The organism is Bradyrhizobium sp. UNPA324 (assembly GCF_006658635.1).
Classification (GTDB): Bacteria; Pseudomonadota; Alphaproteobacteria; order Rhizobiales; family Xanthobacteraceae; genus Bradyrhizobium; species Bradyrhizobium nanningense.
The window spans coordinates 5,736,168-5,761,705 of record NZ_LFJD01000004.1 but is presented as its reverse complement, the minus strand read 5'-3'; the positions used below and the strand labels follow the sequence as shown (position 1 = coordinate 5,761,705).

Annotated in this window: 23 protein-coding genes; 18 read left to right on the top strand and 5 right to left on the bottom strand. The window is 63.9% G+C overall.

Features of this window, described 5'->3' with window-relative positions; translation table 11 throughout:
• The first annotated feature begins 130 nt into the window (after nucleotides 1–130).
• The 10 genes from UNPA324_RS27645 (at nucleotide 131) to UNPA324_RS27605 (ending at nucleotide 10,747) form a co-directional block, all read left to right on the top strand.
• The gene (locus UNPA324_RS27645) at nucleotides 131–1,486 is read left to right on the top strand and encodes a hypothetical protein (RefSeq protein ID WP_141939046.1); all 1,356 of its coding nucleotides are present in this window, start codon (nucleotides 131–133) and stop codon (nucleotides 1,484–1,486) included.
• A 61-nt stretch (nucleotides 1,487–1,547) separates the two neighbouring features.
• On the top strand, nucleotides 1,548–2,744 hold the full coding sequence (metK, locus tag UNPA324_RS27640) for a methionine adenosyltransferase (RefSeq protein ID WP_141936961.1): 1,197 nt from the start codon (nucleotides 1,548–1,550) through the stop codon (nucleotides 2,742–2,744).
• Nucleotides 2,745–2,867: 123 nt separating this feature from the next.
• Nucleotides 2,868–4,289 (top strand): adenosylhomocysteinase, encoded by a 1,422-nt coding sequence (ahcY, locus tag UNPA324_RS27635; protein WP_141936959.1) that lies wholly within the window; start codon nucleotides 2,868–2,870, stop codon nucleotides 4,287–4,289.
• Between the two features lie 160 nt (nucleotides 4,290–4,449).
• Nucleotides 4,450–5,910, top strand: a complete 1,461-nt coding sequence (locus tag UNPA324_RS27630; protein ID WP_141936957.1) for a flavin-containing monooxygenase — start codon at nucleotides 4,450–4,452, stop codon at nucleotides 5,908–5,910.
• Nucleotides 5,911–6,047: 137 nt separating this feature from the next.
• Nucleotides 6,048–6,710 (top strand): nucleotide-binding protein, encoded by a 663-nt coding sequence (locus UNPA324_RS27625; RefSeq protein ID WP_141936955.1) that lies wholly within the window; start codon nucleotides 6,048–6,050, stop codon nucleotides 6,708–6,710.
• Entirely contained in the window at nucleotides 6,679–7,332 is a 654-nt protein-coding gene (locus tag UNPA324_RS27620; RefSeq protein ID WP_181769537.1) for a phasin family protein, read from the top strand. The genes UNPA324_RS27625 and UNPA324_RS27620 overlap by 32 nt, the downstream gene beginning before the upstream one ends.
• A 243-nt stretch (nucleotides 7,333–7,575) precedes the next feature.
• Complete coding sequence (locus UNPA324_RS35360; protein ID WP_007612486.1) at nucleotides 7,576–7,731, top strand: hypothetical protein; 156 nt, start codon at nucleotides 7,576–7,578, stop codon at nucleotides 7,729–7,731.
• A 138-nt stretch (nucleotides 7,732–7,869) separates the two neighbouring features.
• A complete protein-coding gene (locus UNPA324_RS27615; protein ID WP_141936953.1) occupies nucleotides 7,870–8,799 on the top strand; it encodes an aspartyl/asparaginyl beta-hydroxylase domain-containing protein in 930 nt (309 codons plus the stop codon).
• Nucleotides 8,800–8,810: 11 nt separating this feature from the next.
• Nucleotides 8,811–9,263, top strand: coding sequence for a YybH family protein (locus UNPA324_RS27610; protein WP_141939042.1), 453 nt, complete (start codon nucleotides 8,811–8,813; stop codon nucleotides 9,261–9,263).
• 143 nt (nucleotides 9,264–9,406) lie between these two features.
• The gene (locus UNPA324_RS27605; protein ID WP_141936951.1) at nucleotides 9,407–10,747 is read left to right on the top strand and encodes an MFS transporter; all 1,341 of its coding nucleotides are present in this window, start codon (nucleotides 9,407–9,409) and stop codon (nucleotides 10,745–10,747) included.
• 64 nt (nucleotides 10,748–10,811) lie between these two features.
• On the opposite strand, the gene UNPA324_RS27600 is transcribed toward UNPA324_RS27605, so the two are convergent.
• The 3 genes from UNPA324_RS27600 to galE form a co-directional block, all read right to left on the bottom strand.
• Entirely contained in the window at nucleotides 10,812–11,513 is a 702-nt protein-coding gene (locus UNPA324_RS27600) for a fumarylacetoacetate hydrolase family protein (RefSeq protein WP_128918254.1), read from the bottom strand.
• A 34-nt stretch (nucleotides 11,514–11,547) separates the two neighbouring features.
• Nucleotides 11,548–13,353: an ABC transporter ATP-binding protein gene (locus UNPA324_RS27595; protein WP_141936949.1), complete on the bottom strand. Its 1,806-nt coding sequence runs from the start codon at nucleotides 13,351–13,353 to the stop codon at nucleotides 11,548–11,550.
• A 118-nt stretch (nucleotides 13,354–13,471) separates the two neighbouring features.
• A complete protein-coding gene (gene galE / locus UNPA324_RS27590; RefSeq protein WP_128918252.1) occupies nucleotides 13,472–14,485 on the bottom strand; it encodes a UDP-glucose 4-epimerase GalE in 1,014 nt (337 codons plus the stop codon).
• Nucleotides 14,486–14,611: 126 nt separating this feature from the next.
• On the opposite strand from galE, the gene UNPA324_RS27585 reads away from it, so the two are divergent.
• The 3 genes from UNPA324_RS27585 (at nucleotide 14,612) to UNPA324_RS27575 (ending at nucleotide 16,508) form a co-directional block, all read left to right on the top strand.
• Nucleotides 14,612–15,649 carry a glycosyltransferase family 4 protein gene (locus UNPA324_RS27585; protein ID WP_141936947.1) on the top strand — a complete coding sequence of 346 codons (1,038 nt, stop codon included), beginning with the start codon at nucleotides 14,612–14,614 and terminating at the stop codon, nucleotides 15,647–15,649.
• A 179-nt stretch (nucleotides 15,650–15,828) separates the two neighbouring features.
• Nucleotides 15,829–16,125, top strand: a complete 297-nt coding sequence (locus UNPA324_RS27580; RefSeq protein ID WP_181769682.1) for a type II toxin-antitoxin system HigB family toxin — start codon at nucleotides 15,829–15,831, stop codon at nucleotides 16,123–16,125.
• Nucleotides 16,125–16,508: a helix-turn-helix domain-containing protein gene (locus tag UNPA324_RS27575; protein ID WP_349630218.1), complete on the top strand. Its 384-nt coding sequence runs from the start codon at nucleotides 16,125–16,127 to the stop codon at nucleotides 16,506–16,508. Before UNPA324_RS27580 ends, UNPA324_RS27575 begins: the two co-directional genes overlap by 1 nt.
• A 45-nt stretch (nucleotides 16,509–16,553) precedes the next feature.
• Here the strand turns inward: UNPA324_RS27575 and waaF are convergent, their stop codons facing one another.
• Entirely contained in the window at nucleotides 16,554–17,624 is a 1,071-nt protein-coding gene (waaF, locus tag UNPA324_RS27570; protein ID WP_141936944.1) for a lipopolysaccharide heptosyltransferase II, read from the bottom strand.
• A gap of 154 nt (nucleotides 17,625–17,778) precedes the next feature.
• Here waaF and rfaD point away from each other — a divergent pair, with 154 nt between their 5' ends.
• The 5 genes from rfaD (at nucleotide 17,779) to UNPA324_RS27545 (ending at nucleotide 24,531) form a co-directional block, all read left to right on the top strand.
• Nucleotides 17,779–18,759 carry an ADP-glyceromanno-heptose 6-epimerase gene (gene rfaD, locus UNPA324_RS27565; protein ID WP_141936942.1) on the top strand — a complete coding sequence of 327 codons (981 nt, stop codon included), beginning with the start codon at nucleotides 17,779–17,781 and terminating at the stop codon, nucleotides 18,757–18,759.
• Between the two features lie 12 nt (nucleotides 18,760–18,771).
• Complete coding sequence (rfaE1, locus tag UNPA324_RS27560) at nucleotides 18,772–20,256, top strand: D-glycero-beta-D-manno-heptose-7-phosphate kinase (RefSeq protein WP_141936940.1); 1,485 nt, start codon at nucleotides 18,772–18,774, stop codon at nucleotides 20,254–20,256.
• A complete protein-coding gene (locus UNPA324_RS27555) occupies nucleotides 20,253–21,539 on the top strand; it encodes an O-antigen ligase family protein (protein WP_141936938.1) in 1,287 nt (428 codons plus the stop codon). The genes rfaE1 and UNPA324_RS27555 overlap by 4 nt, the downstream gene beginning before the upstream one ends.
• Nucleotides 21,540–21,623: 84 nt before the next feature.
• On the top strand, nucleotides 21,624–23,537 hold the full coding sequence (locus UNPA324_RS27550; RefSeq protein ID WP_181769536.1) for a nucleoside-diphosphate sugar epimerase/dehydratase: 1,914 nt from the start codon (nucleotides 21,624–21,626) through the stop codon (nucleotides 23,535–23,537).
• 46 nt (nucleotides 23,538–23,583) lie between these two features.
• Nucleotides 23,584–24,531: an NAD-dependent epimerase/dehydratase family protein gene (locus tag UNPA324_RS27545; RefSeq protein WP_141936934.1), complete on the top strand. Its 948-nt coding sequence runs from the start codon at nucleotides 23,584–23,586 to the stop codon at nucleotides 24,529–24,531.
• Here the strand turns inward: UNPA324_RS27545 and UNPA324_RS27540 are convergent.
• Complete coding sequence (locus tag UNPA324_RS27540; protein ID WP_141939038.1) at nucleotides 24,519–25,502, bottom strand: MraY family glycosyltransferase; 984 nt, start codon at nucleotides 25,500–25,502, stop codon at nucleotides 24,519–24,521. The two genes, UNPA324_RS27545 and UNPA324_RS27540, sit on opposite strands and share 13 nt — an antisense overlap.
• Between the last annotated feature and the right edge of the window lie 36 nt (nucleotides 25,503–25,538).

Here is a 25,538-nt window from a genome sequence, read left to right as displayed (position 1 = left end):
GGCTGGTGCGGGGGTTCATGGCCCGGTGGTGGTGGAAACGGACGGGAAATGTCTTGAGCCAGTATTCCCTTGGTGGGCAGATTTTGCTAGGAGGCGTGGGCCCAATCGTTCTGCCCACCGCATCCCACTTATGAAAAACGACGAAATCCTGAGCCAGATCACGGAGTTCTGCCGCAAGGCGGACATGGCGGAATCGACGTTCGGCCGGCGCGCGGTGAACGATGGGAAGCTGGTGCATCGTCTGCGCGAGGGCAAACGCATCACCATCGACACGCTGGAGCGGATCCAGGCCTATATGGCGGCGTCGATGGCCGGCGGTGTGCCGCCGCCGCGGGGACTGCAGGTGCCGCCCGAAAAGCGCGACCCGCGCGGCAATTTCCGCTTCTTCGAGAACCGTCAGAAATACCTGCTGTTCGTGCACACCTGCAGCGAAAAGCGGGTGATCGCGGACAGGGTCGCGCTGGAGCTCGCCTCGATCCATCCGCGCCCACCGGCGCTGCGCCTGTTCGACGCCGGTGTCGGCGACGGCACGGTGCTGGCGCGGGTGCTGCGCGCAACGCACCAGCGCTATCCTCACATGCCGTTCTACGTCGCCGGCAAGGAGCTCAGTCTGGAGGATCTGCGCCTGACGCTGGAGAAGGTGCCGGACCGCATTTTCGAGCACCCGGCGTCGGTGTTCGTCTTCACCAACATGTTCTATTCGGAGGCGCCCTGGCTCACGCCGGCATCGCCGGCGGCGGCGGCTGCGACGGTCTGGCACGAGGTCCCGCTGCGGGGCGCCTCATCGGGCGAGTTCGAGCAGCAGATCGCCGAGCTCCGGCCATTCCTGGAGCAGAACTGGCGCGCCGCGATCAGCCCGCGCACCGCCATGCCGCTGTACGAACGGCCCGTCGTTCTGGTGCTGTATCGCGAGGACCACAGGTTTCTGCTGGATTCGACCATTCCGCGGCCGGGCCAGACCGAAGCCAATTTCGACCTCGTCATCGCGTCACAGCCGTATCGTGCCCTGTCCTCGGTCAACTTCCGGGCTAAGCGGATCATCGCACCTCTGGCGCGGGCGCTTCGCCCGGGCGGGCGGCTGATCGGAATCCACTCGCACGGCCAGGATCCGGGCATGGAAATGATCCAGGCGATCTGGCCTGGAGAAAATCCTTTCGCGGTGAGCCGTCATGAGCTATTGCGCGCCGTTAAGTATGAACTCGGATCGGTGGGCCGCGACTTAAATTTTAATGCATATGCGGATAACCGCTCGATCTTCAGGTATGATATGGAAGCGCTGCCCAACGAGGTGACCGGTACGATCGGAACCTCGACGGCCTTTGCAGCGTGGAATGCGGCGGTGTATGTCGCTCAGATTGAGGACGACCGGTTGACAGAAATGACTCAAAACGGCCGCACTCTGGATGCCGCCAGGGACGTGCTGCGAAAGTACAATGGGCTCTGGTTTCTCGACGAATCCTACGTCATCTCGCGCCGGCGTGATTGACATCTCCACAGGTAAACATCGCAAACGCCCGCCGGCTTAGCGGCGGAACAAGGGGTTACTGATGCGCGCGTCCTATCTCTTCACCAGCGAGTCCGTGTCCGAGGGTCATCCGGACAAGGTCTGCGACCGCATTTCCGACGAGATCGTCGATCTGTTCTACCGCGAAGGGCCGAAGGCCGGCATCGACCCCTGGCAGATCCGCGCCGCCTGCGAGACGCTCGCAACCACCAACAAGGTGGTGATCGCCGGCGAGACGCGCGGTCCGAAGTCGGTGACCAACGAGCAGATCGAGGGTGTCGTCCGCGGCGCGATCAAGGATATCGGCTACGAGCAGGAAGGCTTCCACTGGAAGACCTGCGACGTCGAGATCCTGCTGCATCCGCAGTCGGCCGACATCGCCCAGGGCGTCGATGCGCTTCAGCCGGGCGAAGTCAAGGAAGAGGGCGCGGGCGACCAGGGCATCATGTTCGGTTATGCCACCAACGAGACGCCCGATCTGATGCCGGCGCCGATCTTCTATGCCCACAAGATCCTGCGCCTGATCTCCGAAGCCCGTCACTCCGGCAAGGAGAAGGTGCTCGGTCCGGACTCCAAGAGCCAGGTCACCGTGCAGTACGAGAACGGCAAGCCGGTCGGCGTGCGCGAGATCGTGGTTTCGCACCAGCATCTGATCGAGGACATCTCGTCCAAGCAGATTCGCGACATCGTGGAGCCCTATGTGCGCGAGGCGCTGCCGAAGGACTGGATCACGCCGAAGACGATCTGGCACATCAATCCGACCGGCAAGTTCTACATCGGCGGTCCCGATGGCGATACCGGCCTGACCGGCCGCAAGATCATCGTCGACACCTATGGTGGTGCGGCCCCGCATGGCGGCGGCGCGTTCTCCGGCAAGGATCCGACCAAGGTCGACCGTTCGGCGGCTTACGCCGCGCGCTACGTCGCCAAGAACATCGTCGCCGCCGGTCTTGCCGACCGCTGCACGCTGCAGCTCGCCTACGCGATCGGCGTGGCGCGTCCGCTTTCGATCTACATCGACACCCACGGCACCGGTAAGGTGTCGGAGGAGCAGCTCGAGAAGGCGGCGGCGCAGGCGATGGATCTGACGCCCCGCGGCATCCGCAGCCATCTCGACCTCAACCGTCCGATCTACGCGCGCACCTCGGCCTACGGCCATTTCGGCCGCACGCCCGACAATGAGGGCGGCTTCTCCTGGGAGAAGACCGATCTCGTCGAGCAGCTCAAGCGCGCGCTCTGATTCATTTGCGTCATTCCGGGGCGCCGCAATAGCGGCGACCCCGGAATCTCGAACTGCTGGATTCCAGGTTCGCGCGTTTCACGAGCGCCCCGGAATGACGAGCTAAACAAACAGGAACACCCAATGAACGCGAAGCCCGGCTTCACCGATTACATCGTCAAGGACATTTCGCTCGCCGATTTCGGCCGCAAGGAGCTCTCGCTGGCCGAGACCGAGATGCCCGGCCTGATGGCCACCCGCGAGGAGTACGGCCCGAAGCAGCCGCTGAAGGGCGCACGCATCGCCGGCTCGCTGCACATGACGATCCAGACCGGCGTGCTGATCGAGACGCTGGCAGCACTCGGCGCCGACATTCGCTGGGTCTCCTGCAACATCTATTCGACGCAGGACCACGCGGCCGCCGCGATCGCGGCCGCCGGCATTCCCGTCTTCGCCGTCAAGGGCGAGACGCTGACCGAGTACTGGGACTACACCGCAAAGCTGTTCGACTGGCATGGCGGCGGTCACCCGAACATGATTCTCGACGACGGCGGTGACGCCACCATGTACGTCCATCTCGGCCTGCGCGCCGAGAACGGCGACGCCGCCTTCCTCGACAAGCCCGGCTCCGAGGAAGAGGAAGTCTTCTTCGCGCTTCTGAAGAAGCAGCTCAAGGAGAAGCCGAAGAGCTACTTCGCCGGCATCGCCAAGAGCATCAAGGGCGTGTCCGAGGAGACCACGACGGGCGTGCATCGTCTCTACGACATGCAGAAGGCGGGCACGCTGCTGTGGCCGGCCATCAACGTCAACGACAGCGTCACCAAGTCGAAGTTCGACAACCTCTATGGCTGCCGTGAATCGCTGGTCGACGGCATCCGCCGCGGCACCGACGTCATGCTGTCGGGCAAGGTCGCGATGGTCGCCGGCTTCGGCGACGTCGGCAAGGGCTCGGCCGCCTCGCTGCGCCAGGCCGGCTGCCGCGTCATGGTGTCGGAAGTCGATCCGATCTGCGCGCTGCAGGCCGCGATGGAAGGCTACGAGGTCGTGACGATGGAAGACGCCGCGCCCCGCGCCGACATCTTCGTCACCGCGACCGGCAACAAGGACATCATCACCATCGAGCACATGCGCGCGATGAAGGATCGCGCCATCGTCTGCAACATCGGCCACTTCGACAACGAGATCCAGATCGCGGCGCTCCGTAACCTGAAGTGGACCAACATCAAGCCGCAGGTCGACGAGATCGAATTCCCCGACAAGCACCGCATCATCATGTTGTCGGAGGGCCGCCTCGTGAACCTCGGCAACGCGATGGGCCATCCGTCCTTCGTGATGTCGGCGTCTTTCACAAACCAGACGCTGGCCCAGATCGAGCTGTTCGCCAACAACAAGGACGGCAAGTACGAGAAGAAGGTCTACGTGCTGCCGAAGACGCTCGACGAGAAGGTCGCCCGCCTGCACCTCGCCAAGATCGGCGTCAAGCTCACCGAGCTGCGCAAGGACCAGGCCGACTACATCGGCGTGAAGCAGGAAGGTCCGTACAAGTCGGATCATTACCGCTACTGATCGGCCGATCCCATCGATCTTCGACGCAAAGCCCCGGAGCGATCCGGGGCTTTGTTGTTTCGGCGCACGGAATTCAACTCGCTTTGCGGTTGCTGCACGGCTGATTGCCAATTGACGGGCAGCAGCGGCGGGCGGACAATCCTCCTCGGCGGAGGAAACCATGCAACAAGAACATTTCGACGTCCTCATCGTCGGTGCCGGGCTATCAGGCATCGGCGCGGGCTATCATCTTCAGACCAAATGCCCGGGCAAGAGCTACGTCATCCTGGAGGGGCGCGACTGCATCGGCGGCACCTGGGATCTGTTTCGCTATCCCGGCATCCGCTCCGACAGCGACATGTTCACGCTCGGGTATTCCTTCAAGCCGTGGACCGACCCCAAAGCGATCGCCGACGGGCCGCAGATCCTGAACTATGTGCGCGAGACCGCCAGCGAGAACGGCATTGACAAGCACATCCGCTTCGGCCATCGCGTCAAGCGCGCTTCGTGGTCGACGAGCGAGACACGCTGGACCATCGAGGTCGAGCGCATCTCGGGCGAGGGTGCGACCGAGCTCGTGCGGCTCACCTGCAATTTTCTGTTCATGTGCTCGGGCTATTACAAATACGAGGCGGGCTACACGCCGGAGTTCAAGGGTGTGGCGGATTTCGCCGGCCGCATCGTCCATCCGCAGAAATGGACCGATGACATCGATTATGCGGGAAAACGCGTCGTCGTGATCGGCTCGGGCGCGACCGCGGTGACGCTCGTGCCGGAGCTCGCCAAGAAGGCGGCGCAGGTCACCATGCTGCAGCGCTCGCCGACCTATGTGGTCTCGCGGCCGGCGCAGGATCCCGTCGCCAACAAATTGCGCCGCAATCTGCCGGCGCGGCTGGCCTATCATTTGATCCGCTGGCGCAACGTGATGTGGGGGATGTTCTTCTTCCAGCTCAGCCGGCGCAGGCCGGACAAGGTGAAGAGGCTGATCCTCGGTGGCGTGCGAATGGCGCTCGGCCCCGATTACGACGTCGCGACCCATTTCACGCCGCGCTACAATCCCTGGGATCAGCGGCTGTGCCTCGTGCCCGACGGCGACCTCTTCAAGGCGATCCGCGAGCAGCGCGCCAGCGTCGTCACCAACGAGATCGATACGTTCACGCATGACGGCATCCGCCTGAAAGACGGAAGCGAGCTTGCGGCCGACATCATCGTGACGGCGACCGGGCTGGTGCTCCAGGTCGTCGGCGGCCTCGAGGTCAGTGTCGACGGCCGCGCCGTCGATTTTGCCAAGACGCTGACCTACAAGGGCATGATGTATGCCGACGTGCCCAATATGGCCTCGGCCTTCGGCTACACCAACGCGTCCTGGACGCTGAAATGCGATCTCACCTGCGAATATATCTGCCGTCTCATCAACTACATGGATCGGCACAATTTCCGTCAGTGCATGCCGCACAACGACGATCCCGAGATCACTGCGCAGCCGTCGCTGGATTTCACCTCCGGCTATGTGCAGCGCTCGGTCGCCAAGATGCCCAAGCAGGGCTCGAAGCAGCCCTGGCGGCTGTACCAGAACTACGCGCTCGACATCGTCTCCCTGCGCTTCGGCCGGATCGACGACGGCGTGATGCGGTATTCCTGATCTCCGTATGTTGCCGGAGGAACCCGTTGCTCGCTTGAGGTGAATCGCGACTTGAAGTAGTATTTTATCGTCGCATGCAATCTACTTCCGACAGCGCCTGAGTTCCGCGTCGCTGGTATTCGATGGGAGCGCGGGACATGCACGTGGTTGCTCTGGTCACGCAAAAAGGCGGAAGCGGCAAGAGTACGCTGGCCGTTGGGCTTGCCGTGGCCGCCATGGCTGGAGGAGAGCGTGTCGCCCTTGTCGAGGCGGACATGCAAGGCACGATCTCGAAATGGAAAGAGCGCCGCGAAAATCCTCACCCTCGCGTGGAGCGCGTTGCCGATCCCGCTGAGATCGAGGCGATCATATCTCGCCTCCGGGCCGAGGGCGTTTGGCTTGCAATCATTGACACAGCAGCCACGAACAATGACTTGGCGATGCGCGCCATTGCTAGTGCCGACCTCTCTCTCATCCCGGCGCGCCCGAGCCCGGCTGATATCGAAGCCGCAGTGCCTACGCTGATCACGATTCGCAGGCTGAACCGCCGCTTTGCCTTCATTCTCAATCAGACGCCCACACGGGGATGCCGGCTGAGCGAGGCTGCCACCTCGCTCAGCTCGCTGGGCGTGCTTGCACTTCCCTTCGTTGGGCAACGCAACGACCATCAGGATGCACTCGGTGTAGGGTTGGGCGTGACCGAGTTCGCGCCGGAAGGAAAAGCGTCGGACGAAATCATTGACCTCTGGGGCTGGGTCTCGGAGCACCTTCTGGTGGAGTCGGATAGTCATGGGCAAGCGGCGATCAAGACAGCCTGCTGAGGCGGCAAGCGCCAGGCGTCGTTCGCTGGTGGAGCTGACGACAGCGCTGGGCCGTACCATCGACGAGAGCCTGCTGGAGATGTCGGCCAACCGAGTTGCTGTCCCCCGGGACGATGGACCGCCAAGCGGGCAGGCAGCCGAGATACCTGCCGAGAACGCCCCTCGGATGCCGCGTACCGAGACGGCTGTTCAAGTGGCAAGCGACGTGAATGTCGCGATGCTCCCGCCCGCGAAGGAGGCATCGCATTCCGTGCAATTCCAGGACTCCAACAGCACCACGACTCTCGCCGTAGAAATTGCCAGAAACATGCAGGCGCATGCCTTGGAGGCAATGAAGGTCGGGATGCACGCCACGTTGGACTACGCGAAGGACTTAGCCAGTCCGGACAGTGACCTCCGAGAGGGACCGGCGGCTGAGTGTCACGCCGTGGCACTCGAACTGATGAAAGTGAATGCGGGAGCGACTTTGCAGTATGCTCGTGAGTTGAGCCGCGCGAAAACGCTCTCGGAATGGATTGAGTTGTCGAGTGCTCATGCGCGAAAGCAGTGTGAACTGGTGCTGCAGCAGGCTGAATTGCTGAAATCATTGACGCGGAAGGTCACGACGTCCGGCGCCGAATAGCCTGTACGGTGTCAGATGATCGCTGAGCATGCCACCATCAGCCCAGGCCGTCGCCGATATCGGCGGCAGTTGAAGGCCTGAGGCGGTCGATACATACAGGCGCTCGCCATCGCGCCATGCGTTGTCTTACGTATTCGGCCGCTAGGCTGGATCGGCCATGCTGCCCGAACGGTTAACGCCGGATTTACGGATCAATCCTAGCCTGTCTCGGCCGGGGTTACTTGCAAGGCCGAGGTAAGCCCAATGGAAGCCCAGAGAATCGCAGTCGACGCCGTCGTCGCGCTGACCGATTGCGACCGCGACGCCGTCATCGCCTTCATCCGCCGTCTCTATCTGGCCGGCGTCACCGACCCCAAGCGCCTGACCTTCAAGGGTCTCCAGGCGCTGTCCCGGGCCTGATTTGGCTGGATTGACCGCCGCCAGGTTCCCTCGTCTACTCTCCCCAGTGTGAACGCAACCCACTGGTGAAGTATCTTGTCGCACCCGTTCGGCCGGAGTAGATGACTTCCCCGGCTGGGTTCACTGGGGAACGGGGAAATGTTGAAACAGCTTTTCGCGCCGCAACTTGTCATTCTTTACGTGCTGGCGGCATCGACGATTTACGTTCACTTTCGCGGCAAGCAGCGGCTGCGCTTTGCGCGCCAGCTCGGCGACCACTCGACCTATCTGGCACCTTACAATGTGCTGATGTATGCGGGCTCGGCGGTCCCAAACAAGCCGGTGATCTCGGTCGAGCAGTTTCCGGAGCTGAAGCCGCTGAGCGAGAATTGGGAAACCATCCGCGACGAGGCCGTGCGCCTGTTCGATGAAGGTTTCATCCGCGCAGCTGCGAAGAACAATGACTGGGGTTTCTACTCGTTCTTCAAGAGCGGCTGGAAACGGTTTTACCTGAAATGGTACGACGACTTCCTGCCGTCGGCGAACACGCTGTGCCCGAAGACGGTGGAGCTGCTCAAGTCGATCCCGAGCGTGCACGGCGCGATGTTCGCGATGCTGCCGCCGGGCGGCAAGCTGGGCGCGCACCGCGATCCCTTCGCGGGCTCGCTGCGCTATCACCTCGGCCTGGTCACGCCGAACTCGAACAAGTGCCGGATACTGGTCGACGGCGTCGAATGCGTCTGGCGCGACGGCGAAGCCTTCATGTTCGACGAGACCTTCATCCACAGCGCCGAGAATGCGACCGACGTCAACCGCATCATCCTTTTCTGCGACGTCGAGCGTCCGATGAAGTTCGGCTTCATGACCGCGATCAACCGCTGGGTCAGCCATCACATCGTCAAGGCGTCCGCGACCCAGAACGTCGAGGGCGAGAATGTCGGTGTCCTCAACAAGGTGTTCGGCAAGCTCTACGAGATCCATCTCGGCAGCCGCAAGGTCAAGGAGTGGAACCGGCGCGTCTACTACACGCTGAAGTACTCGCTGACGGCGCTGGTCCTTGGTCTCATCGTGTGGTCGGCGCTGCGGTGACTGGTCCCGGAATCGCATCCTTGCCGACCGCGAACACGGAGGTCGTGGCGTTCTTTCGCGCCTGGCTGGACACCTTCGCGGGCTATGTCCGCGAGGTCGACTACGCCTCGGCGCGACCGCTCTTCCATCCGGACGTGCTGGCCTTCGGCACCTATAACGATGTCATCTCCGGTCTCGATCAGTGGGTCTCGACGCAATGGGACAATGTCTGGCCGAAGACGGCCGACTTTCGTTTCGTACTCGATCAGACCTCGATCCTGGCATCGCCCGACGGCGCGACGGTGATCGCGCCGTGGACGAGCACGGGCTATCATCAAGACGGCAGCACGTTTGCACGCCCAGGCCGGGCGACGATGGTGTTCTCGAGACATGGCGATGGGTGGCTGTGTGTGCATTCGCACATGTCGCTCAATCGCGGTGTGCCGCAGACTAGCCACGCCAATCGGCCGGTGAAGGCCTGGTAGTGCCTCCTCGCTGGGCTTATCGGCCGACTAAAGTTCTAGCCTCTCATCCCACATTGGCTGGAACCCTTGGAACCCAGCATCGTTTGTTCAGCAATAACAGGTGAAACCTACGCAAGCGGGGGCCTATCCGAGGATGCGCTCCCATGGCAACACTTGACCTCGACGCCACCCGACTTACTGCATCCGAGCATCAGCGCCAGCTTCGCCGCGCTGTGATCGCCTCTACGATCGGGACTGCGATCGAATGGTATGACTTCTTTCTCTACAGCACCGTCACGGGTCTGGTTTTCGCAAAGCTCTTCTTTCCTCACTCGGACCCCTGGGTCGGCACGCTGGAGGCGTTTGCGATCTATGCGGTTGGATTCGTCGCGCGGCCCGTTGGCGCGGCAATCTTCGGCCACTATGGCGATCGCATTGGACGTAAATCCACGCTGATCGCGACGCTGCTCTTAATGGGACTGGCGACCGCCGCGGTGGCCCTGGTGCCGACCTATGCCAGCATCGGCATCTGGGGCGCCGTGATCCTGACCGTGCTGCGGTTCATTCAGGGCGTCGGCGTCGGCGGCGAGTGGGGCGGCTCGGTACTGATGTCGATGGAATGGGCCCACAACGACCGATCCCGTGGATTGATCGCATCATGGCCGCAGTTCGGCGTGCCCTGCGGGCTTTTCCTCGCCAATCTCGCGGTGCTGGCGTTCAGCCAGATGGCAGGCGATCAATTCCAGGCGTGGGGCTGGCGTATTCCCTTCGCGCTCAGCATCATGCTGGTCGGCGTCGGCCTCTATATCCGGCTCGGCATTCTCGAAACCCCGGTATTCTCCAAGCTCGTGGCCGAACGTCAGGTCGATCGCACGCCGATGCTTACGGTGATCCGGGAATACCCGAAGGAGATTCTACTGTCTGCGTTTGCGCGCATGTCGGAGCAGGCGCCGTTCTACATCTTCACGGCCTTCGTGTTCTCCTATGGCATCGGCACCCTGCACGTATCGCGCGACTTCCTGTTGACCGCGGTGCTCTCGGCCTCGGTGCTGTCGTTCGTGTCGATCCCGCTGTGCGGACATATCTCCGATCAGATCGGCCGCAAGAACATGTACATGCTCGGCGCTGCTGTGACGGGCATCTTCGGATTCGTCTATTTCACCATGCTCAATACGGGGTCGCTGACCATCATCTTCCTCGCGATCATCCTGTCGCTGATTCCGCATGACATGCAGTATGGACCGCAAGCCGCCTTGATCGCCGAGAGCTTCACCGGACGCCTGCGCTACAGCGGCTCCTCGCTCGGCTATCAGCTCGCGTCCGTGATCGCTGGCGGCCCCGCGCCCCTGATCGCCACCTGGCTGTACGGCATGTTCCACTCGGCGACCGCGATCGCGGTCTACATCGCGATTTGCGCGGTCGTGACGCTGGTCGCGACTGCGATGATGACCGATTACACCGGAAAGGACATCAACGCGGCGGGGGCGCATCAGCGGCGAACTTGAAGCCGCAAAAAGCCCCGGACGCGACGCCCGGGGCTTTTGCCTTCCCGTGATCTCGAGCTCAGCCTTATTCCGACTGACCGATGCTCACCTTCAGCGTGCCGACACCGTCGACGCCGCACTCGAGTTTATCGCCGGGCTGCAGCTGCGACACGCCGGCGGGAGTGCCGGTCATGATGATGTCGCCGGCGGCGAGCTTCACCTGCTGCGACAGCTGCCAGATGATTTCGGGCACATTCCAGATCAGCTCGGTGAGGTCGCCTTTCTGGGCTTCCTTGCCGTTGACGGTGAGCCAGATCTTGCCCTTGGCGGGATGGCCGATCTTCGAGGCCGGCTGAATCGCGGAGCACGGAGCGGAGCCGTCGAACGACTTGCCGATCTCCCAGGGGCGCTCCTTCTTGCGCGAGGCGATCTGGAGGTCGCGGCGGGTCAGGTCGATGCCCACGGCGTAGCCGTAGACGTGATCGAGTGCCTTGTCGGCTGGGATGTTGAGGCCGCCGCTCTTCATCGCCACGATCAGCTCGACCTCGTGATGCAGATCCTTGGTCAGCGGCGGATAGGGAATCGTGGCGCCGTCGGGCACCAGCATGTCGGCGTGCTTGGCGAAGAAGAACGGAGGAGCGCGCTCGTCATTGCCCATCTCGCGGATGTGCTCGAGATAGTTGCGGCCGACGCACCAGATGCGGCGGACCGGATAACGGCCGCTTTCCCCCACGACGGGAAGCGAAGCCTGGGGCGGAAGCGGGATGACGTAGGAGGCGGCGTTCATGAAGCGGTCTCGCTGCTCTTGAGGTGGACGAACTCTATGCGGTTGCGCTGATCGGCGCCAGGGCGCCGGAATCGTGGTGGTGTTGCAGGCGGAAGAACGAGGCATAACGCCCGCCGCGGCGAAGCAGATCGTCGTGCCGGCCCTGCTCGACGATCTCGCCACCCTCGACGACCAGGATGCTATCTGCGTGCATGATGGTGTGCAGACGGTGCGCGATCACGATGGTGGTGCGATTCTGGCAAAGATGCTCGATCGCCTCCTGCACCTGCCGCTCGGACTCCGAATCCAGCGCCGCGGTGGCTTCGTCCAGCAGAATGATCGGCGCGTTCTTGATCAATGCACGCGCGACCGCAATGCGCTGGCGCTGGCCGCCGGATAGCTGCGTGCCGTGCTCGCCGACCGGCGTGTCGTAGCCGAGCGGGAAGCCCATGATGAAATCATGCGCGCAGGCCGCCTTCGCCGCCTCGATGATCTCGTCCTCGCCCGCGCCCGCTTTGCCGAAGGCGATGTTGCTCCGGATGGTGTCGCGGAACAGATAGACGTCCTGGCCGACATAAGCGGTCTGCGAGCGCAGCGATTTGCGCGAGACCGCGCCGATCGACTGGCTGTCGATCACGATGTCGCCTTGCGTCACTTCATGGAAGCGCAAGAGCAGCGCCAGCACGGTCGATTTGCCGCCGCCGGAGGGGCCGACCAGCGCGGTGACCTTGCCGGGCTCGGCCACGAAACTCATGCGGTTGAGCACGGTCTCGCCGGCGCGGTAGGCGAAGCTGACGTCACGCAGCTCGATCCGCGCGTCGGAGAGCTTCAGCGCCGGCTTGTCGTCGTCGGAATGCTCGCTCGCCGGGCTGTCGACGACTTCGAGGAGCATGCGGGCGCCGACGAGCTGGCTGTTCAAATCGATGTTGAGCCGCGCCAGCCGCTTGGCCGGCTCGGTCGCCATCAGGAAGGCGGTCATGAAGGAGAAGAACGCGCCGGGCGTGGCGTTGAGCGCGACCACGCTGTAGCCGCCGTACATCAGGCAGCCCGCGACCGCAAAGCCGCCCAGCATCTCCATCAGCGGGTTGGAGCGGTTGGCGACGCGCGCCATCTTGTTGGCGTTGCGCTCGACGATCGCGATGTTCTCGTCGATGCGATTCTGCATGGTCTCTTCCAGCGTGAACGCCTTGACCGTGCGGATGCCTTGCAGCGACTCCTGCATGGTCTCCATGATGTCGGCGGTGCCGGTGAACTGGTTGTAGGCGAGGCCCTTGATGCGCTTGACCAGTTTGCGCAGCACCAGCATCGCCGGCGGCACCGCGACGAGGCCGATGAACGACATCAGCGGATCCTGCCACACCATCACGCCGATCATGGCGAGCAGCATCAACAGGTCGCGCCCGATGGCGTTGACCAGCATGTTGAGCACGTCGGTGATCGACTTGGCGCCGGCCGTCAGCCGCGCGAGGAATTCGGAGGAATGGCGCTCGGAAAAGAAGCCGACGCTCTCACGCATCAGCTTGGCGAAGAGCTGGCGCTGGTTGGTGGCAAGGATCGCGTTCGAGATCTTGGTCAGGATCACCATGTGGCCGTAGGTTGCCATGCCCTTGATGAAGAGCAGGATCACCGTGATCGCTGAGAACATCGCAATGCCGGGGATGTTCTTGTCGACATAGGCCTGGTTGATGACCTGGCCGAGCACGTAGGTCGCGCATGCGGTCGCGCCCGCGGCCACCGCCATCAGCGCGAAGGCAACGAGGTAGCGCCGCCAGTAGACAATCCCCTGTTCCGTGACCAGGCGGCGCACGAGGGCCATTGCCGCATAGGGATCGTCGGTGATTTTCTTTGGAAACTGGGCCATCCGGTGTCCATTGACGGCGCAGGACAAAGCCTGCCCGCGCGTCAGGGATCGATGGGCCTCTGTGCCCGCTCAAGCGGGGTTTTTCAAGCCCAATTAAGGGCTTGCGCTTGGGATGATTCTAGGCCGAGGCGGCGTGGCGAAGCTCGCCGTGGCGCTCGCGGAACAGCTTGTCCTCCCACGCCAAAGCGTGGGCCGCGATGGTCTCGAGGTCCTCGTATTGCGGCTTCCAGTCCAAGAGTCCGCGGATGCGGCTGGTGTCGGCGACCATGGTCATGATGTCGCCCGGCCGGCGCGGCGCGTATTGCACGGCAAAGCTGCGGCCCGACACGCGGCGTACGGCATCGATGGTCTCCAGCACCGAATAGCCGCGGCCATAGCCGCAATTCAGCGTCGTCGAGGCGCCGCCATTGCGCAAATAAGCGAGGGCCGAGCGATGCGCCTGCGAGAGGTCGGTGACGTGGATGAAGTCCCGGATGCAGCTGCCGTCGGGGGTCGGGTAGTCGGTGCCGAACACGTCGATCTTGGCGCGCTGGCCGGTCGCGGCTTCGACCGCGATCTTGAGCAGATGCGTGGCGCCGACGGTGGCAAGGCCGATGCGGGCCTGCGGATCGGCGCCGGCGACGTTGAAATAGCGCAAGGTCACGTATTGCATGCCGTAGGCGGCGGCGACGTCGTGCAGCATGATCTCGGTCATCAGCTTCGACGAGCCATAGGGCGACAGCGGCCGCGTCGGCGCGTGCTCGGGCACCGGGACCTGGTCCGGATTGCCATAGACGGCGGCGGTCGAGGAGAAGATGAAGCGATTGATGCCGCGCTTGACCGCCACGTTGAGCAGGTTGCGCGCGGTCATGAAGTTGTTGCGGTAGTAGCCGAGCGGATCGCGCATCGAATCCGGCACGACGACGGAGCCGGCGAAATGGATGATGCTTTCGATGTTGTGCTGGGCGATCACGCCTTCGAGCAGGTTCTCGTCGCCGGCATCGCCGATGAACAGCGGCACGCCCTCAGGCAGATAGGCGGAGAAACCGGTCGAGAGATCGTCGATCACGACGACGTCCTCGCCGGCTTCCGCCAGCGCGAGGACCGTGTGACTTCCGATATAGCCGGCACCGCCGGTGACTAGCACAGTCATGATCTCACCCGTCTTCGATCAACGCGCAAAGCTAGCGCTTGCGTGGTGAAGAGGGGGTATCGGTGCGGCCGAACTGGTCACTATGCTTAATGTTGCGTATAGGGGGCCTGTCAAACGGAGCGTGACGTGGCCCATTCCCCCGGCGATCTCGAAGTGATCGTGCCAAATCTGCACAGGCGCTATTCCGGGGTCACCGCGACCAACCGGATGGTGGCGCCGCGGCTGGCGAAATTGTATCGCGCCGCCTGGTTCGGCTCCGACGCGCCGGCGGGCATCGCGCGCCTCGGCGTTGCCGATTTTCTCAAGTTATGGCGTCGCAAGGCGCCGCTGATCTGGCACGCGCGGCGCAACAACGAGATGATCGCCGGTGTCGCGCTGCGTGCGCTCGGCTGGCCACTGAAGCTCGTGTTCACCTCGGCGGCGCAGCGGCATCACAGCTGGATCACGCGCTGGCTGATCCGGCGCATGGACGCGATCATCGCGACGAGTGACATCTCGGCCTCGTTCCTGAAGGTGAGGGCGACCGTGATTCCGCACGGCGTCGATACCGACGTTTACGCGCCGCCGATCGATCGCGCGGCGGCCTTCGCGGAAACCGCGCTGCCGGGCCGCTATGCCATCGGCTGCTTCGGCCGCGTGCGCGCGCAGAAGGGCACTGATGTGTTCGTCGATGCGATGTGCCGCCTGCTGCCGCGCTATCCGGATTTCACCGCTGTCATCGTCGGTCAGGTCACGGCCGAGCAGACGCCCTTTGCCAACGATCTGAAAAAACGGATCGAGGCCGCCGGCCTGCAATCGCGCATCGTCATCACCGGCGAGCTGCCGATCGAAGCGGTGCAGCGCTGGTACCAGCGGTTGACGATCTACGCCTTCACGTCACGCAACGAGGGTTTTGGGCTGACGCTGATCGAGGCGATGGCCGCGGGCAGCGCGCTCGTCGCCGCGCGCGCCGGCGCGGCCGAACTCGTGGTCGAGGATGGCTTAAGCGGCTTGCTGATCCCGACGGGCGATGTCGATGCGCTCGCGACGGCGCTGGAGCCGTTGATGCGCGACGTGACGCTTGCGACGGCGATGGGCGAGCGGGGGCGGGCGCGGGTGTTGGCAAAGTTCAGCCTCGATGCGGAAGCGGCGCGGATCGGCGAGGTTTATCGGCCGCTGCTCTGAGCAACACGGGGAGGGCCGAAAATAAAACCGCGAAAACAACCCCATGCACAGTAGGCGGCCGTAGCGAAATCAATGGCTTGGCGGCCGGTGCACCGCCTCTGCGGATTGCGTTGGCGTTACAATCATGTTCCCATATTGGGAATTTTGCGTTGATCCCGAAGTGGGAACATGCTATGGCTGTGAACGTAATAGCTGGAAAGGCGCTCAAGATCTTTTGGGAGCGATACCCCCAAGCGGAGACCCCCTTGGGTACCTGGCACGAAATCGTTTCCAAGGGTGACTGGAGTTGCCCTGCAGACCTGAAGAGAGCGTTTGGAAACAACATCGACTTTGTTGGCGACAACAGGGCCATCTTCGACGTAGGCGGCAACAAGTATCGCCTTGTGGTTCACTTCTCCTCCAAGTTCAAAACAGCTCTCATCAAGTTTGTCGGCACGCACGCAGAGTACGACGGAATAGACGCGGAGACCGTGTGATGATGGACGTAAGGCCTCTTCGCAATGAACAGGATTACGATTGGGCTATCCGGGAAGTATCCCGCTATTTCGAGGCCGAGCCCGCTCCAGGCACGCCTGATGGTGATCGCTTCGAAGTCTTGTCTTCGCTCATCAGGGAGTACGAGGACAATCACTTCGCGACCACTCACGGCGATCCAATCGACGTTCTCCATTTCGCAATTGAATCCATGGGGCGATCGCAGACAGAATTGGCGGCTCTGATCGGACGCAATCGGGCATCCGAAATTTTGAATCGCATCCGTCCACTGACGCTGGACATGATCCGGATCATCAGCAAGGAATGGAGCATTCCAATTGGCGCTTTGACTGCTCGATATGAGCTGTCGCGTGCGCATGCTTGATCGTACTGGTGCCGCGGCGCTGCGGACCGCGTTCGCCAGCGGTGTTTAATTCTCCGCCTTCGCACCAGCCTCCCCCAGCACCCGCTGCGCAATCTCCACCACCTCGCTCGCCGCGATATTCCGCATACACCTGTGGTCGTTCATATTGCAGACCGTGCTCTGGCAGGGCTGGCAGGACAGCACTTCCTTGCCCTGGACCAGGGTGGCGGCGAGGCCGTTGAGGGGGGCCCAGAGATAGGGGCTGGTCGGACCGAAGATGCCCATGGTGGGCGTGCCCAGGGCGGCCGCGATATGCATCAGGCCGGAATCGTTGGAGATGGCGACGCCGGCGGCCGCCATGGCCAGCACGCCGTTGCGCAGATCGTCGCTGGTGAGGTCCCGCACGCCGGGGCCGCCCGCCGCGACGATCTCCTGGGCCAGACCCTTTTCCGCGGGGCCGCCGACTACCCAGACTTCCAGCCCGCGCTCGGCCAGCAGGCGGGCGGCCTCCGGATAGTACGTCCAGCGTTTCGAGACGCCGACCGAGCCGGGAGCGAGCGCCACCGCGGCCCCGCCGCTGAGGCCGTTGGTCTGCCGCCAGCGGACGATGTCCTCGGCCGGAACCCGTAATTGCGGCACCGGCCATTCCGGGGGCAGGGGGGCGCCGTCGGGCTGCGCCAGGGCGGCGTTCTTGTCGATGAAACGGGGCAGCTTCTTTTCACCCCAGCGCCAGCGGTTGATCAGCCCGAACCGGAACTCGCCGACGAAGCCGACCCGTTCAGGAATACCGGCCAAGGCGGGGGCGATGGCAGCCTTCCAGGTGCGCGGCAGCACCAAGGTGGTGCCGTAGTTCTGCTCGCGCAGGAGCTTCGCCAAGGCCAGCTGGCGGCCCACGGCGAGCCGGCCGCGCGGCAGGTCCCAGACGATCCCAGCGCGCACGCCGGGCATGTAGTCGACCAAAGGGGCGCACAGCGAGGTCGTGAGGAGGTCGACCGGCCGATTCGGCCAGCGCTCTTTCAGGACTCGCACGACGGTGTGATTCCGGACGAAATCACCGATCCACATGTAGGGAATGATCAGAATCGGGCGCGTGTCGCTCCGGTCTGCATCTCCGTTAAGCTGTGAATTCTGGTTCATTCGTTAGACGGGGCCGCAATGATTTGGCGGTTCGGTAGCCGCTCCCGGCCGGCAGGTAAAGCCGGCAGACCGCTCAATCCCAAAACCGCTTACACTTTGGCGGCTCATGCGCTAGGGCAGGATCGGGACGTAAAAAATCGGGCAGGTAGGTGGAATGTTGCTGGTGACCGGCGGGGCCGGTTTTATCGGGTCGAATGTCGTGGCCGCGCTCAATGACGCGGGCCGCAGCGACGTGGTGGTGTGCGATCTGCTGGGCACCGACGGCAAGTGGCGAAACCTCGCCAAGCGCCAGCTTGTGGATATCGTTCCGCCGGCCGAGCTGGTGGACTGGCTGAAAGGCCGCAAGCTCGATGCCGTGATCCATCTCGGGGCGATTTCCGCGACCACCGCGACCGACGGCGACCTGGTGTTCGAGAGCAATTTCCGCATGTCGATGCGCCTCCTCGACTGGTGCACGGCCGGCACGGTGCCGTTCATCTACGCCTCCTCGGCGGCGACTTATGGCGACGGCGAGACAGGTTTCGACGACGACGCCTCGATTCCCGCATTGAAGAAGCTTCGGCCGATGAATCTCTACGGCTGGAGCAAGCACATGTTCGATCTTGCGGTCGCCGGGCGCGGCGCGAACGGCGATCCGCTGCCGCCGCAATGTGTGGGCTTGAAATTCTTCAACGTGTTCGGCCCCAACGAATACCACAAGGGTTCGATGATGAGCGTGCTGGCGCGCCGCTTCGACGACGTCAAGGCCGGCCGCGTCGTGCAATTGTTCAAATCGCATCGCGAGGGTATCGCCGACGGCGATCAGCGCCGCGATTTCATCTATGTCGACGACGTCGTGCGCGTCGTCATGTGGCTCCTGGCGACGCCATCCGTGTCCGGCCTCTTCAACGTCGGAACCGGCAAGGCGCGCAGCTTCAAGGATCTGATGCTGGCTGCCTATGCGGCGCTCGGCACCAAGCCCAACATCGAATACATCGACATGCCCCAGCAGATCCGCGGGGCCTACCAGTACTTCACCCAGAGCGAGGTCGATCGGCTCCGCCGCGCCGGCTATAACGGCGGCTTCACGACGCTCGAGGATGCCGTGAAGGCCTATGTCGGGGACTACCTCGACCGGCCCGACCGCTTCCGCTGAGGCTCTTTGACCATGCCGACGCCCATTCTCGATTTCGACGCCCTCGCGCAAGCCATCTCAGGCCGCACGGTGCTGTGCATCGGCGATATCATGCTGGACGAGTTCGTCTATGGCGAGGTGTCGCGGATTTCGCCGGAAGCGCCGACGCCTGTCATCACGGCCCAGCGCAGCGAGATCCATATCGGCGGCGCCGGCAACGTCGCGCGCAACGTCGCTTCTCTCGGCGCGCGCTGCATCTTCGTCGGCCTCGTCGGCGAGGACGACGCCGGTGCACGGCTCGAGACGGCGCTGGACGAGCTCTCTGCGATCGAAAGCGTGCTGGTGTGCGATCCCTCGCGGCCGACCACGCGAAAGGTCCGCTTCGTCTCCGAACATTTTTCCACGCACATGCTGCGCGCGGATTGGGAACAGACGGCGCCTGTATCCGATGAGATCGAGACGAAGCTGATCGAGGCGATCCTGCCGCAGATCGCGCGTGCAGACCTCGTGCTGCTTTCGGACTACGCCAAGGGCGTGCTGACGGCGCGCGTCATCCGCCACACCATCGACGCCGCGCGAAAGCTCGGCAAGCCCGTGATCGTCGATCCCAAGAGCCTAAACTGGGCGATCTATCGCGGCGCCACGCTGCTCACGCCCAACCGCAAGGAATTTTCGGAAGCGACCCGCAGCCGCGCCGACACGCCGCAGAGCATCGTCGAAGCCAGCGAGGACGTGATGCGGCTCGCCGATTGCGAGGCGATCCTGGTCACCCAGGGCGAACATGGCATGACGCTGGTGCCGCGGGGCGGCGAGGCCGTTCACGTTCCGGCTTTCCCGGTGAAAGTGCGCGACGTCTCCGGCGCCGGTGACACCGTCGCCGCCGCGCTCGCGGTGTCGCTCGCGGCCGGCGCGGACTGGGACACGGCATTGCGCATGGCCAACGCCGCCGCTGCCGTCGCGGTCGGCAAGCAAGGCACCGCCAGCGTGAGCGCGGCCGAGCTGCGCCGAAAGATCCTGCCGCATGCCACTCTCGCGGCCGAGGAGAAGATCGTGCTCGAGCCCGATACTCTCGATGCCCAACTCGCCGAATGGCGCCGGCAGGACCTGCGTGTCGGCTTCACCAACGGCTGTTTCGACATCCTGCATCCCGGCCACGTCAAGGTACTGACCGCGGCGCGCGCCGCCTGCGACCGCCTGATCGTCGGCCTCAACAGCGATGCCTCGGTGCGGCGCCTCAAGGGCGCCGAGCGGCCGGTTCAGGACGAGCGCGCGCGTGCCGAGGTGCTCGCCGCGTTAGAGGCCGTCGATCTCGTCGTCATTTTCGAAGAGGACACGCCGATCGACCTGATCAGGCGGATCAAGCCCGGCGTGCTGGTGAAGGGCGGCGACTACACCCGCGAGCAGGTGGTTGGCCACGAGGTCGTCGAGGAAGCGGGCGGGGTGGTCGTGCTGGTCGACATCCTCCAGGGCTTCAGCACGACGGCGCTGGTGCATCGCGCCCGAGGAGGGGGCAAGTGACGGCGCTCGCACGCGAGACGACCGGCGAAATGTTGCTTCGCCGTCTGCGCAGCCCGGCGGCCTGGCGCGAGACCGTCGATATATTCGCGGTCCTGACCGCGGCCTCGTTGCCCTGGTCGACGTCGCTTGCGGGGATCTTCAACGCGCTGATGCTGCTCTGCATGGTGCCGTTCCTCGACGTCCGCGACTTCCTGCAATCCTTGAAACGTCCGATCTGTGCGGCGCCGATCGCGCTGGTCCTGCTCGCGCTGGTGGGGACACTCTGGTCGGACGCGACCTGGGGCGCCCGCTTCTATGCGGTCAATCCGACCGTGAAGCTGCTCGTGCTGCCGGTCCTGATCTATCATTTCGAGCGATCGCCGCGCGGCCACTGGATCTTCTTCGCCTTCCTGGCGTCCTGCGCCTTGTTGTCGGTGATGTCCTGGCTGGTCGCCTTCTACCCGAACCTCGCGCTCAAGACCGATCCGCCCGAGCGCGGCGTCTTCGTCAAGAACTACATCGACCAGAGTCAGGAGTTCGCGCTTTGCGCGGTCGCGCTGGCCTATCCGATCGTGACGCTGCTGCGCGAGAAGCGATACTGGCTCGCTGGACTGCTCACGGCGCTGGCGCTGAGCTTCTTCGCCAACCTGGTTTTCGTGGTGGTGTCGCGTACCGCGCTCGTCACCATTCCAATCATGCTCGGCGTGTTCGCACTGCTCCACCTCAAATGGCGCAGCATCGCGATCATCTCCGCCGCTCTACTCGCCGGCGGCGTGCTGGCCTGGCAGGTCTCGCCGCATCTGCGTCAGACGACCGAGAGGTTCACCCGCGACTACAGGGGCTATGTGGAAAGGGGCGAGTCGACCTCGATGGGCATGCGGCTCGAATTCTGGCGGAAATCGCTCGGATTCTTCGCGGAGGCACCCATCGTCGGGCACGGTACCGGCTCGACGCGCGGATTGTTCGAGCGCGTCGCGACGCCTCAAGGCCACAACCAGGCATCCGCCGAAGTGATCGGCAATCCGCACAATCAGACGCTGAACGTCGCCGTGCAATGGGGCTTGATCGGCGTCGTCGTTCTCTACACGATCTGGATCCTGCATCTGCTGTTGTTTCGCGGCGACGGTCTTGCCAAGTGGATCGGGCTGCTGGTCGTGGTGCAGAACGTCTTTACCTCGCTGTTCAACTCGCATCTGTTCGACTTCCACGAGGGCTGGATGTACGTCATCGGCGTCGGCGTCGCCGGCGGCATGGTGATCCGGGCACAACAGGCCGAGGCGAAGATGAGGGAAGCCGGTTCCTGAGCGTCCGCGCCGCTGGCAAGTCTGGTCCAGATGGGCTATCAGCGCGGTCAGGTTGCATGTAACTGGATTTTCATCGGTCGGCGAATGACGCGTCTTACGCATCTCACCTCGCGCAATTTCCTGATCGCGCTGCACGACGTGCTTGCGACGACGGCGGCACTCTTTGCCGCCTTCTATGTGCGATTCGAAGGTGGCGATGGCTTCTTCCAGCGCCTGCCGGTGCTGTTCCAGATCCTGCCTTACTTCCTTGCGCTCAGCGTGGTCGTGTTCTTCCTCTTCAACCTGACCACGACGAAGTGGCGCTTCATCTCGCTGCCGGATGCGCTGAACATCATCCGCGCCGCCACCGTGCTGACGCTCGCTCTGCTCGTGCTGGACTACATCTTCGTCGCGCCCAACGTCCGCGGCAGCTTCTTCGTCGGCAAGGTGACGATCATCCTGTACTGGTTTCTCGAGATCGCCTTCCTCAGCGCGCTGCGGATGACCTACCGCTATTTCCGCTATACGCGGGTGCGGCGTCATGCCCGCACCGAGGACGCTGCACCGACACTGCTGATTGGCCGGACTGCGGATGCCGAGGTGCTGCTCCGCGGCATCGAGAGCGGGGCGATCAAGCGGATCTGGCCGGTCGGCATATTGTCGCCCTCGCGCGCCGATCTGGGCCAGCTCATCCGCAACGTGCCGGTCCTGGGCGGTATCGACGACGTCGAGGACGTCCTTGCCGATTTCACCAAGCGCAACAAGGCCATCGCCCGCATCGTGATGACGCCGTCGGCATTCGAGCCGGATGCCCATCCCGAATCAATCCTGATGCGAGCGCGCAAGTTGGGCGTGATCGTGAGCCGCATGCCCTCGCTGGAGAGCGGCGAGGCGCCGCGGCTCACTGCGGTCGCGGTCGAGGACCTCCTGTTGCGGCCGAGCGAGAAGATCGACTATGTGCGCCTCGAGGCGCTGATCAAGGGCAAGGCGGTGATCGTCACCGGCGGCGGCGGCTCGATCGGGGCCGAGATCTGCGAGCGTGTGGTCGCCTTCGGTGCGGCGCGCCTGCTGGTTGTGGAGAATTCCGAGCCTGCGCTCTACGCCGTCACGGAGACCCTCGCCGCGCACGGCTCCGGCGCTGCGATCGAAGGGCGGATTGCCGACATCCGCGACCGCGAACGCATGATGCGCCTGATGGCCGAGTTCAAGCCGGACATCGTGTTTCACGCCGCGGCGCTCAAGCACGTGCCGATCCTCGAGCGCGACTGGAGCGAGGGGGTCAAGACCAACATCTTCGGCTCGATCAACGTCGCCGATGCCGCGCTAGCCGCCGGTGCCGAGGCGATGGTGATGATCTCGACCGACAAGGCGATCGAGCCGGTGTCGATGCTTGGATTGACCAAGCGCTTCGCCGAAATGTATTGCCAGGCCCTCGACCATGATCTTGCCGCAGCGAGCGGCGGCGCCAGGCCGCCGATGCGACTGATCTCGGTGCGCTTCGGCAATGTGCTGGCCTCGAACGGGTCTGTCGTTCCGAAATTCAAGGCGCAGATCGAGGCCGGCGGCCCGGTCACCGTCACCCATCCCGATATGGTCCGCTATTTCATGACCATCCGCGAGGCTTGCGATCTCGTCATCACGTCGGCAACGCACGCACTCGGGCAATCGCGGCCGGATGTTTCGGTCTATGTGCTCAACATGGGGCAGCCGGTGAAGATCGTCGATCTCGCCGAGCGGATGATCCGCCTCTCGGGCCTCGAGCCCGGTTATGACATCGATATCGTGTTCACGGGCATGCGGCCGGGCGAGCGGCTGTACGAGATCCTGTTCGCCTCCGAGGAGCCGACCCACGAAATCGGCATCCCCGGCATCATGGCCGCGCAGCCGAACGAGCCGCCGATGCAGACTCTGCGCAAATGGATCGCTGCGCTCGAGCTGGCGATCGCGCGCGACGACCGCGCCACCATCAGAACCATCCTGAAGGATGCGGTGCCCGAATTCGGATCGACGGCGGCCTGACCATGCCGATCGATGGGTCGTTGCGCGCTGTTCTGTCGGAGCAACGATGAGCGAGACAAAGCCGGTCGCGCTGGTGACGGGGGCGAGTGGCTTCATCGGCCGTCACGTCGTGCGCGCATTGACGCGCGAGGGCTGGTCGGTCCGCCGCGCGGTGCGCAGCCCGGAAGGGGCGGACGGCGAGGTCGTGATCGAATCGATCGGCCCCGAAACCAATTGGCAGGCCGCGCTTGAAGGCGTCGACGCGGTGATCCATCTCGCCGCCCGCGTGCACCACAAGAACGACGAGCACGCGGCCGAGCTCTACCGCAAGGTCAATGTCGAGGGCACGCTGCGCCTGGCACGCTACGCGGCAACGGCCGGCGTGCGTCATTTCATCTTCATCAGCACCGTCCTGGTGCATGGCCGCAGCAATGACGGCCGCTCGCCGTTCAGCGAGAGCGATCTGCCGACGCCGCGTGGCCTTTACGGCACATCCAAGGCTGAGGCCGAGGCAGGCTTGAGGACGCTCGCGCGCGACACCGACATGAAAATCTCGGTGATCAGGCCGCCGCTGATCTACGGCGCGCACGCGAAGGGCAATTTCCCAATGCTGGCGCGTGCAGTCAAGCTGGGGCTGCCGCTGCCCTTTGCGGCGATCCGCAATCGCCGCAACTTTCTTGCCGTGCAGAACCTGTCGTCATTCGTCCTGCATCGGCTCCGCCATCCTGACGCGGTGAGCAATTTCGAGATCTTCCTGCTGGCCGACCGGGAGCGGGTCTCGACGCCTGAATTCATCGCGTGCCTGGCGCGAGCCTCCGGCAAGAGCGCCCGGCTGTTCGGCATACCGCCAAGCCTGCTCGGCACGGTCCTGCGCATGATGGGCCGTCAGGACATGCAGGACGGGCTGATCGGCTCGCTCGAGCTCGACATCTCGAAGGCGATCGCGACCGGCTGGCAGCCGCAGGTCTCTCTCGAGGAGGGGCTGCGGCTGGCGGTGGAGTCTCAGGACGACTGAGTGCGAGAAAAGCGCCGCAGCACGAAAGCGACGGCGGCCCCGCCTGCGAACAACGACACAATCGTGATCGTCATCGAGCCGGCGCGAACGGTGACGATGGCCAACGCCGCCAGCAAGAGGTTGAGCAGGAAGGCCTCGCCGACGACGCGCGAGACGGCAAAACCGTTGTCAGTTGCGCGTTGATAGAAGTGCGTGCGGTGGGCCGACCAGAACGGCTCGCGCCTGATGATGCGGCGAAACAGCGTGACGGTGGAATCCGCAAGGTAATAGGCCGGCAGCAGCAGCGCCGCGGCGGGCTGCCCGTGCCAGGCAAGCTCGAGCAGGCACCAGCCGAGCAACAGACCGATCGGCAGGCTGCCGACATCGCCGAGGAAGACTCTTGCGGCTGGACGGTTGAACGGCGCAAAGCCGAGCATGGCCCCGCACAGCGCGGTGGCGAGCAGTCCGGCGGACGTCGAGAGGTCGCCAAACCATCCGAGCAGCCCGAGCGCGGCCGTGACCGGCACCACCTCCGCCACCGTCATCAGGTCGAGCCCGTCCATGAAGTTGACGAGGTTCACGAACCAGATTCCGGCGAGCAGGATGAGGCCGCGCTCCAGCGCGAACGGCAGCGCCGGCACGATGCGCGCGGTCTCCGGTGCCGTGAAGACGACGGCGGCCACGGCTGCCGCCTGCAACACCAGGCGAAGCAGGACGGGGAGGGGCCTGATGTCGTCGACGAGACCGACCATAGCGATCAGGACGGCAGAGCCGATCAGAGCCAGCGGAATCGCGCCGTAAGTCCAGGCCGCAGCCACCAGCAGGGTCGCTGCGATCACCGCGATGCCCGCGCCTTGCGGCGTCGGAATCCGGTGTGACGAGCGTGCGTTGGGACGTGCCAGCGCGTAACGTTGCAGCAGCGGCATGCTCTGCCAGGTGATGCAGGCAGAGATCAGTGCGGCCAGCACGGCCGGCGCAAGCGCGAACAGCATCAGTCCGGCCGCAACGTCGAGGCCCGGGACGAACAT

What these genes read in the sequence shown, in the direction of transcription:
- UNPA324_RS27645 (WP_141939046.1), top strand. Translation starts at nt 131, where the DNA reads ATGAAAAACGACGAAATCCTGAGCCAGATCACGGAGTTCTGCCGCAAG.
- metK (WP_141936961.1), top strand. Translation starts at nt 1,548, where the DNA reads ATGCGCGCGTCCTATCTCTTCACCAGCGAGTCCGTGTCCGAGGGTCAT.
- ahcY (WP_141936959.1), top strand. Translation starts at nt 2,868, where the DNA reads ATGAACGCGAAGCCCGGCTTCACCGATTACATCGTCAAGGACATTTCG.
- UNPA324_RS27630 (WP_141936957.1), top strand. Translation starts at nt 4,450, where the DNA reads ATGCAACAAGAACATTTCGACGTCCTCATCGTCGGTGCCGGGCTATCA.
- UNPA324_RS27625 (WP_141936955.1), top strand. Translation starts at nt 6,048, where the DNA reads ATGCACGTGGTTGCTCTGGTCACGCAAAAAGGCGGAAGCGGCAAGAGT.
- UNPA324_RS27620 (WP_181769537.1), top strand. Translation starts at nt 6,679, where the DNA reads ATGGGCAAGCGGCGATCAAGACAGCCTGCTGAGGCGGCAAGCGCCAGG.
- UNPA324_RS35360 (WP_007612486.1), top strand. Translation starts at nt 7,576, where the DNA reads ATGGAAGCCCAGAGAATCGCAGTCGACGCCGTCGTCGCGCTGACCGAT.
- UNPA324_RS27615 (WP_141936953.1), top strand. Translation starts at nt 7,870, where the DNA reads ATGTTGAAACAGCTTTTCGCGCCGCAACTTGTCATTCTTTACGTGCTG.
- UNPA324_RS27605 (WP_141936951.1), top strand. Translation starts at nt 9,407, where the DNA reads ATGGCAACACTTGACCTCGACGCCACCCGACTTACTGCATCCGAGCAT.
- UNPA324_RS27600 (WP_128918254.1), bottom strand. Translation starts at nt 11,513, where the DNA reads ATGAACGCCGCCTCCTACGTCATCCCGCTTCCGCCCCAGGCTTCGCTT.
- UNPA324_RS27595 (WP_141936949.1), bottom strand. Translation starts at nt 13,353, where the DNA reads ATGGCCCAGTTTCCAAAGAAAATCACCGACGATCCCTATGCGGCAATG.
- galE (WP_128918252.1), bottom strand. Translation starts at nt 14,485, where the DNA reads ATGACTGTGCTAGTCACCGGCGGTGCCGGCTATATCGGAAGTCACACG.
- UNPA324_RS27575 (WP_349630218.1), top strand. Translation starts at nt 16,125, where the DNA reads ATGATGGACGTAAGGCCTCTTCGCAATGAACAGGATTACGATTGGGCT.
- waaF (WP_141936944.1), bottom strand. Translation starts at nt 17,624, where the DNA reads ATGAACCAGAATTCACAGCTTAACGGAGATGCAGACCGGAGCGACACG.
- rfaD (WP_141936942.1), top strand. Translation starts at nt 17,779, where the DNA reads ATGTTGCTGGTGACCGGCGGGGCCGGTTTTATCGGGTCGAATGTCGTG.
- rfaE1 (WP_141936940.1), top strand. Translation starts at nt 18,772, where the DNA reads ATGCCGACGCCCATTCTCGATTTCGACGCCCTCGCGCAAGCCATCTCA.
- UNPA324_RS27550 (WP_181769536.1), top strand. Translation starts at nt 21,624, where the DNA reads ATGACGCGTCTTACGCATCTCACCTCGCGCAATTTCCTGATCGCGCTG.
- UNPA324_RS27545 (WP_141936934.1), top strand. Translation starts at nt 23,584, where the DNA reads ATGAGCGAGACAAAGCCGGTCGCGCTGGTGACGGGGGCGAGTGGCTTC.
- UNPA324_RS27540 (WP_141939038.1), bottom strand. Translation starts at nt 25,502, where the DNA reads ATGCTGTTCGCGCTTGCGCCGGCCGTGCTGGCCGCACTGATCTCTGCC.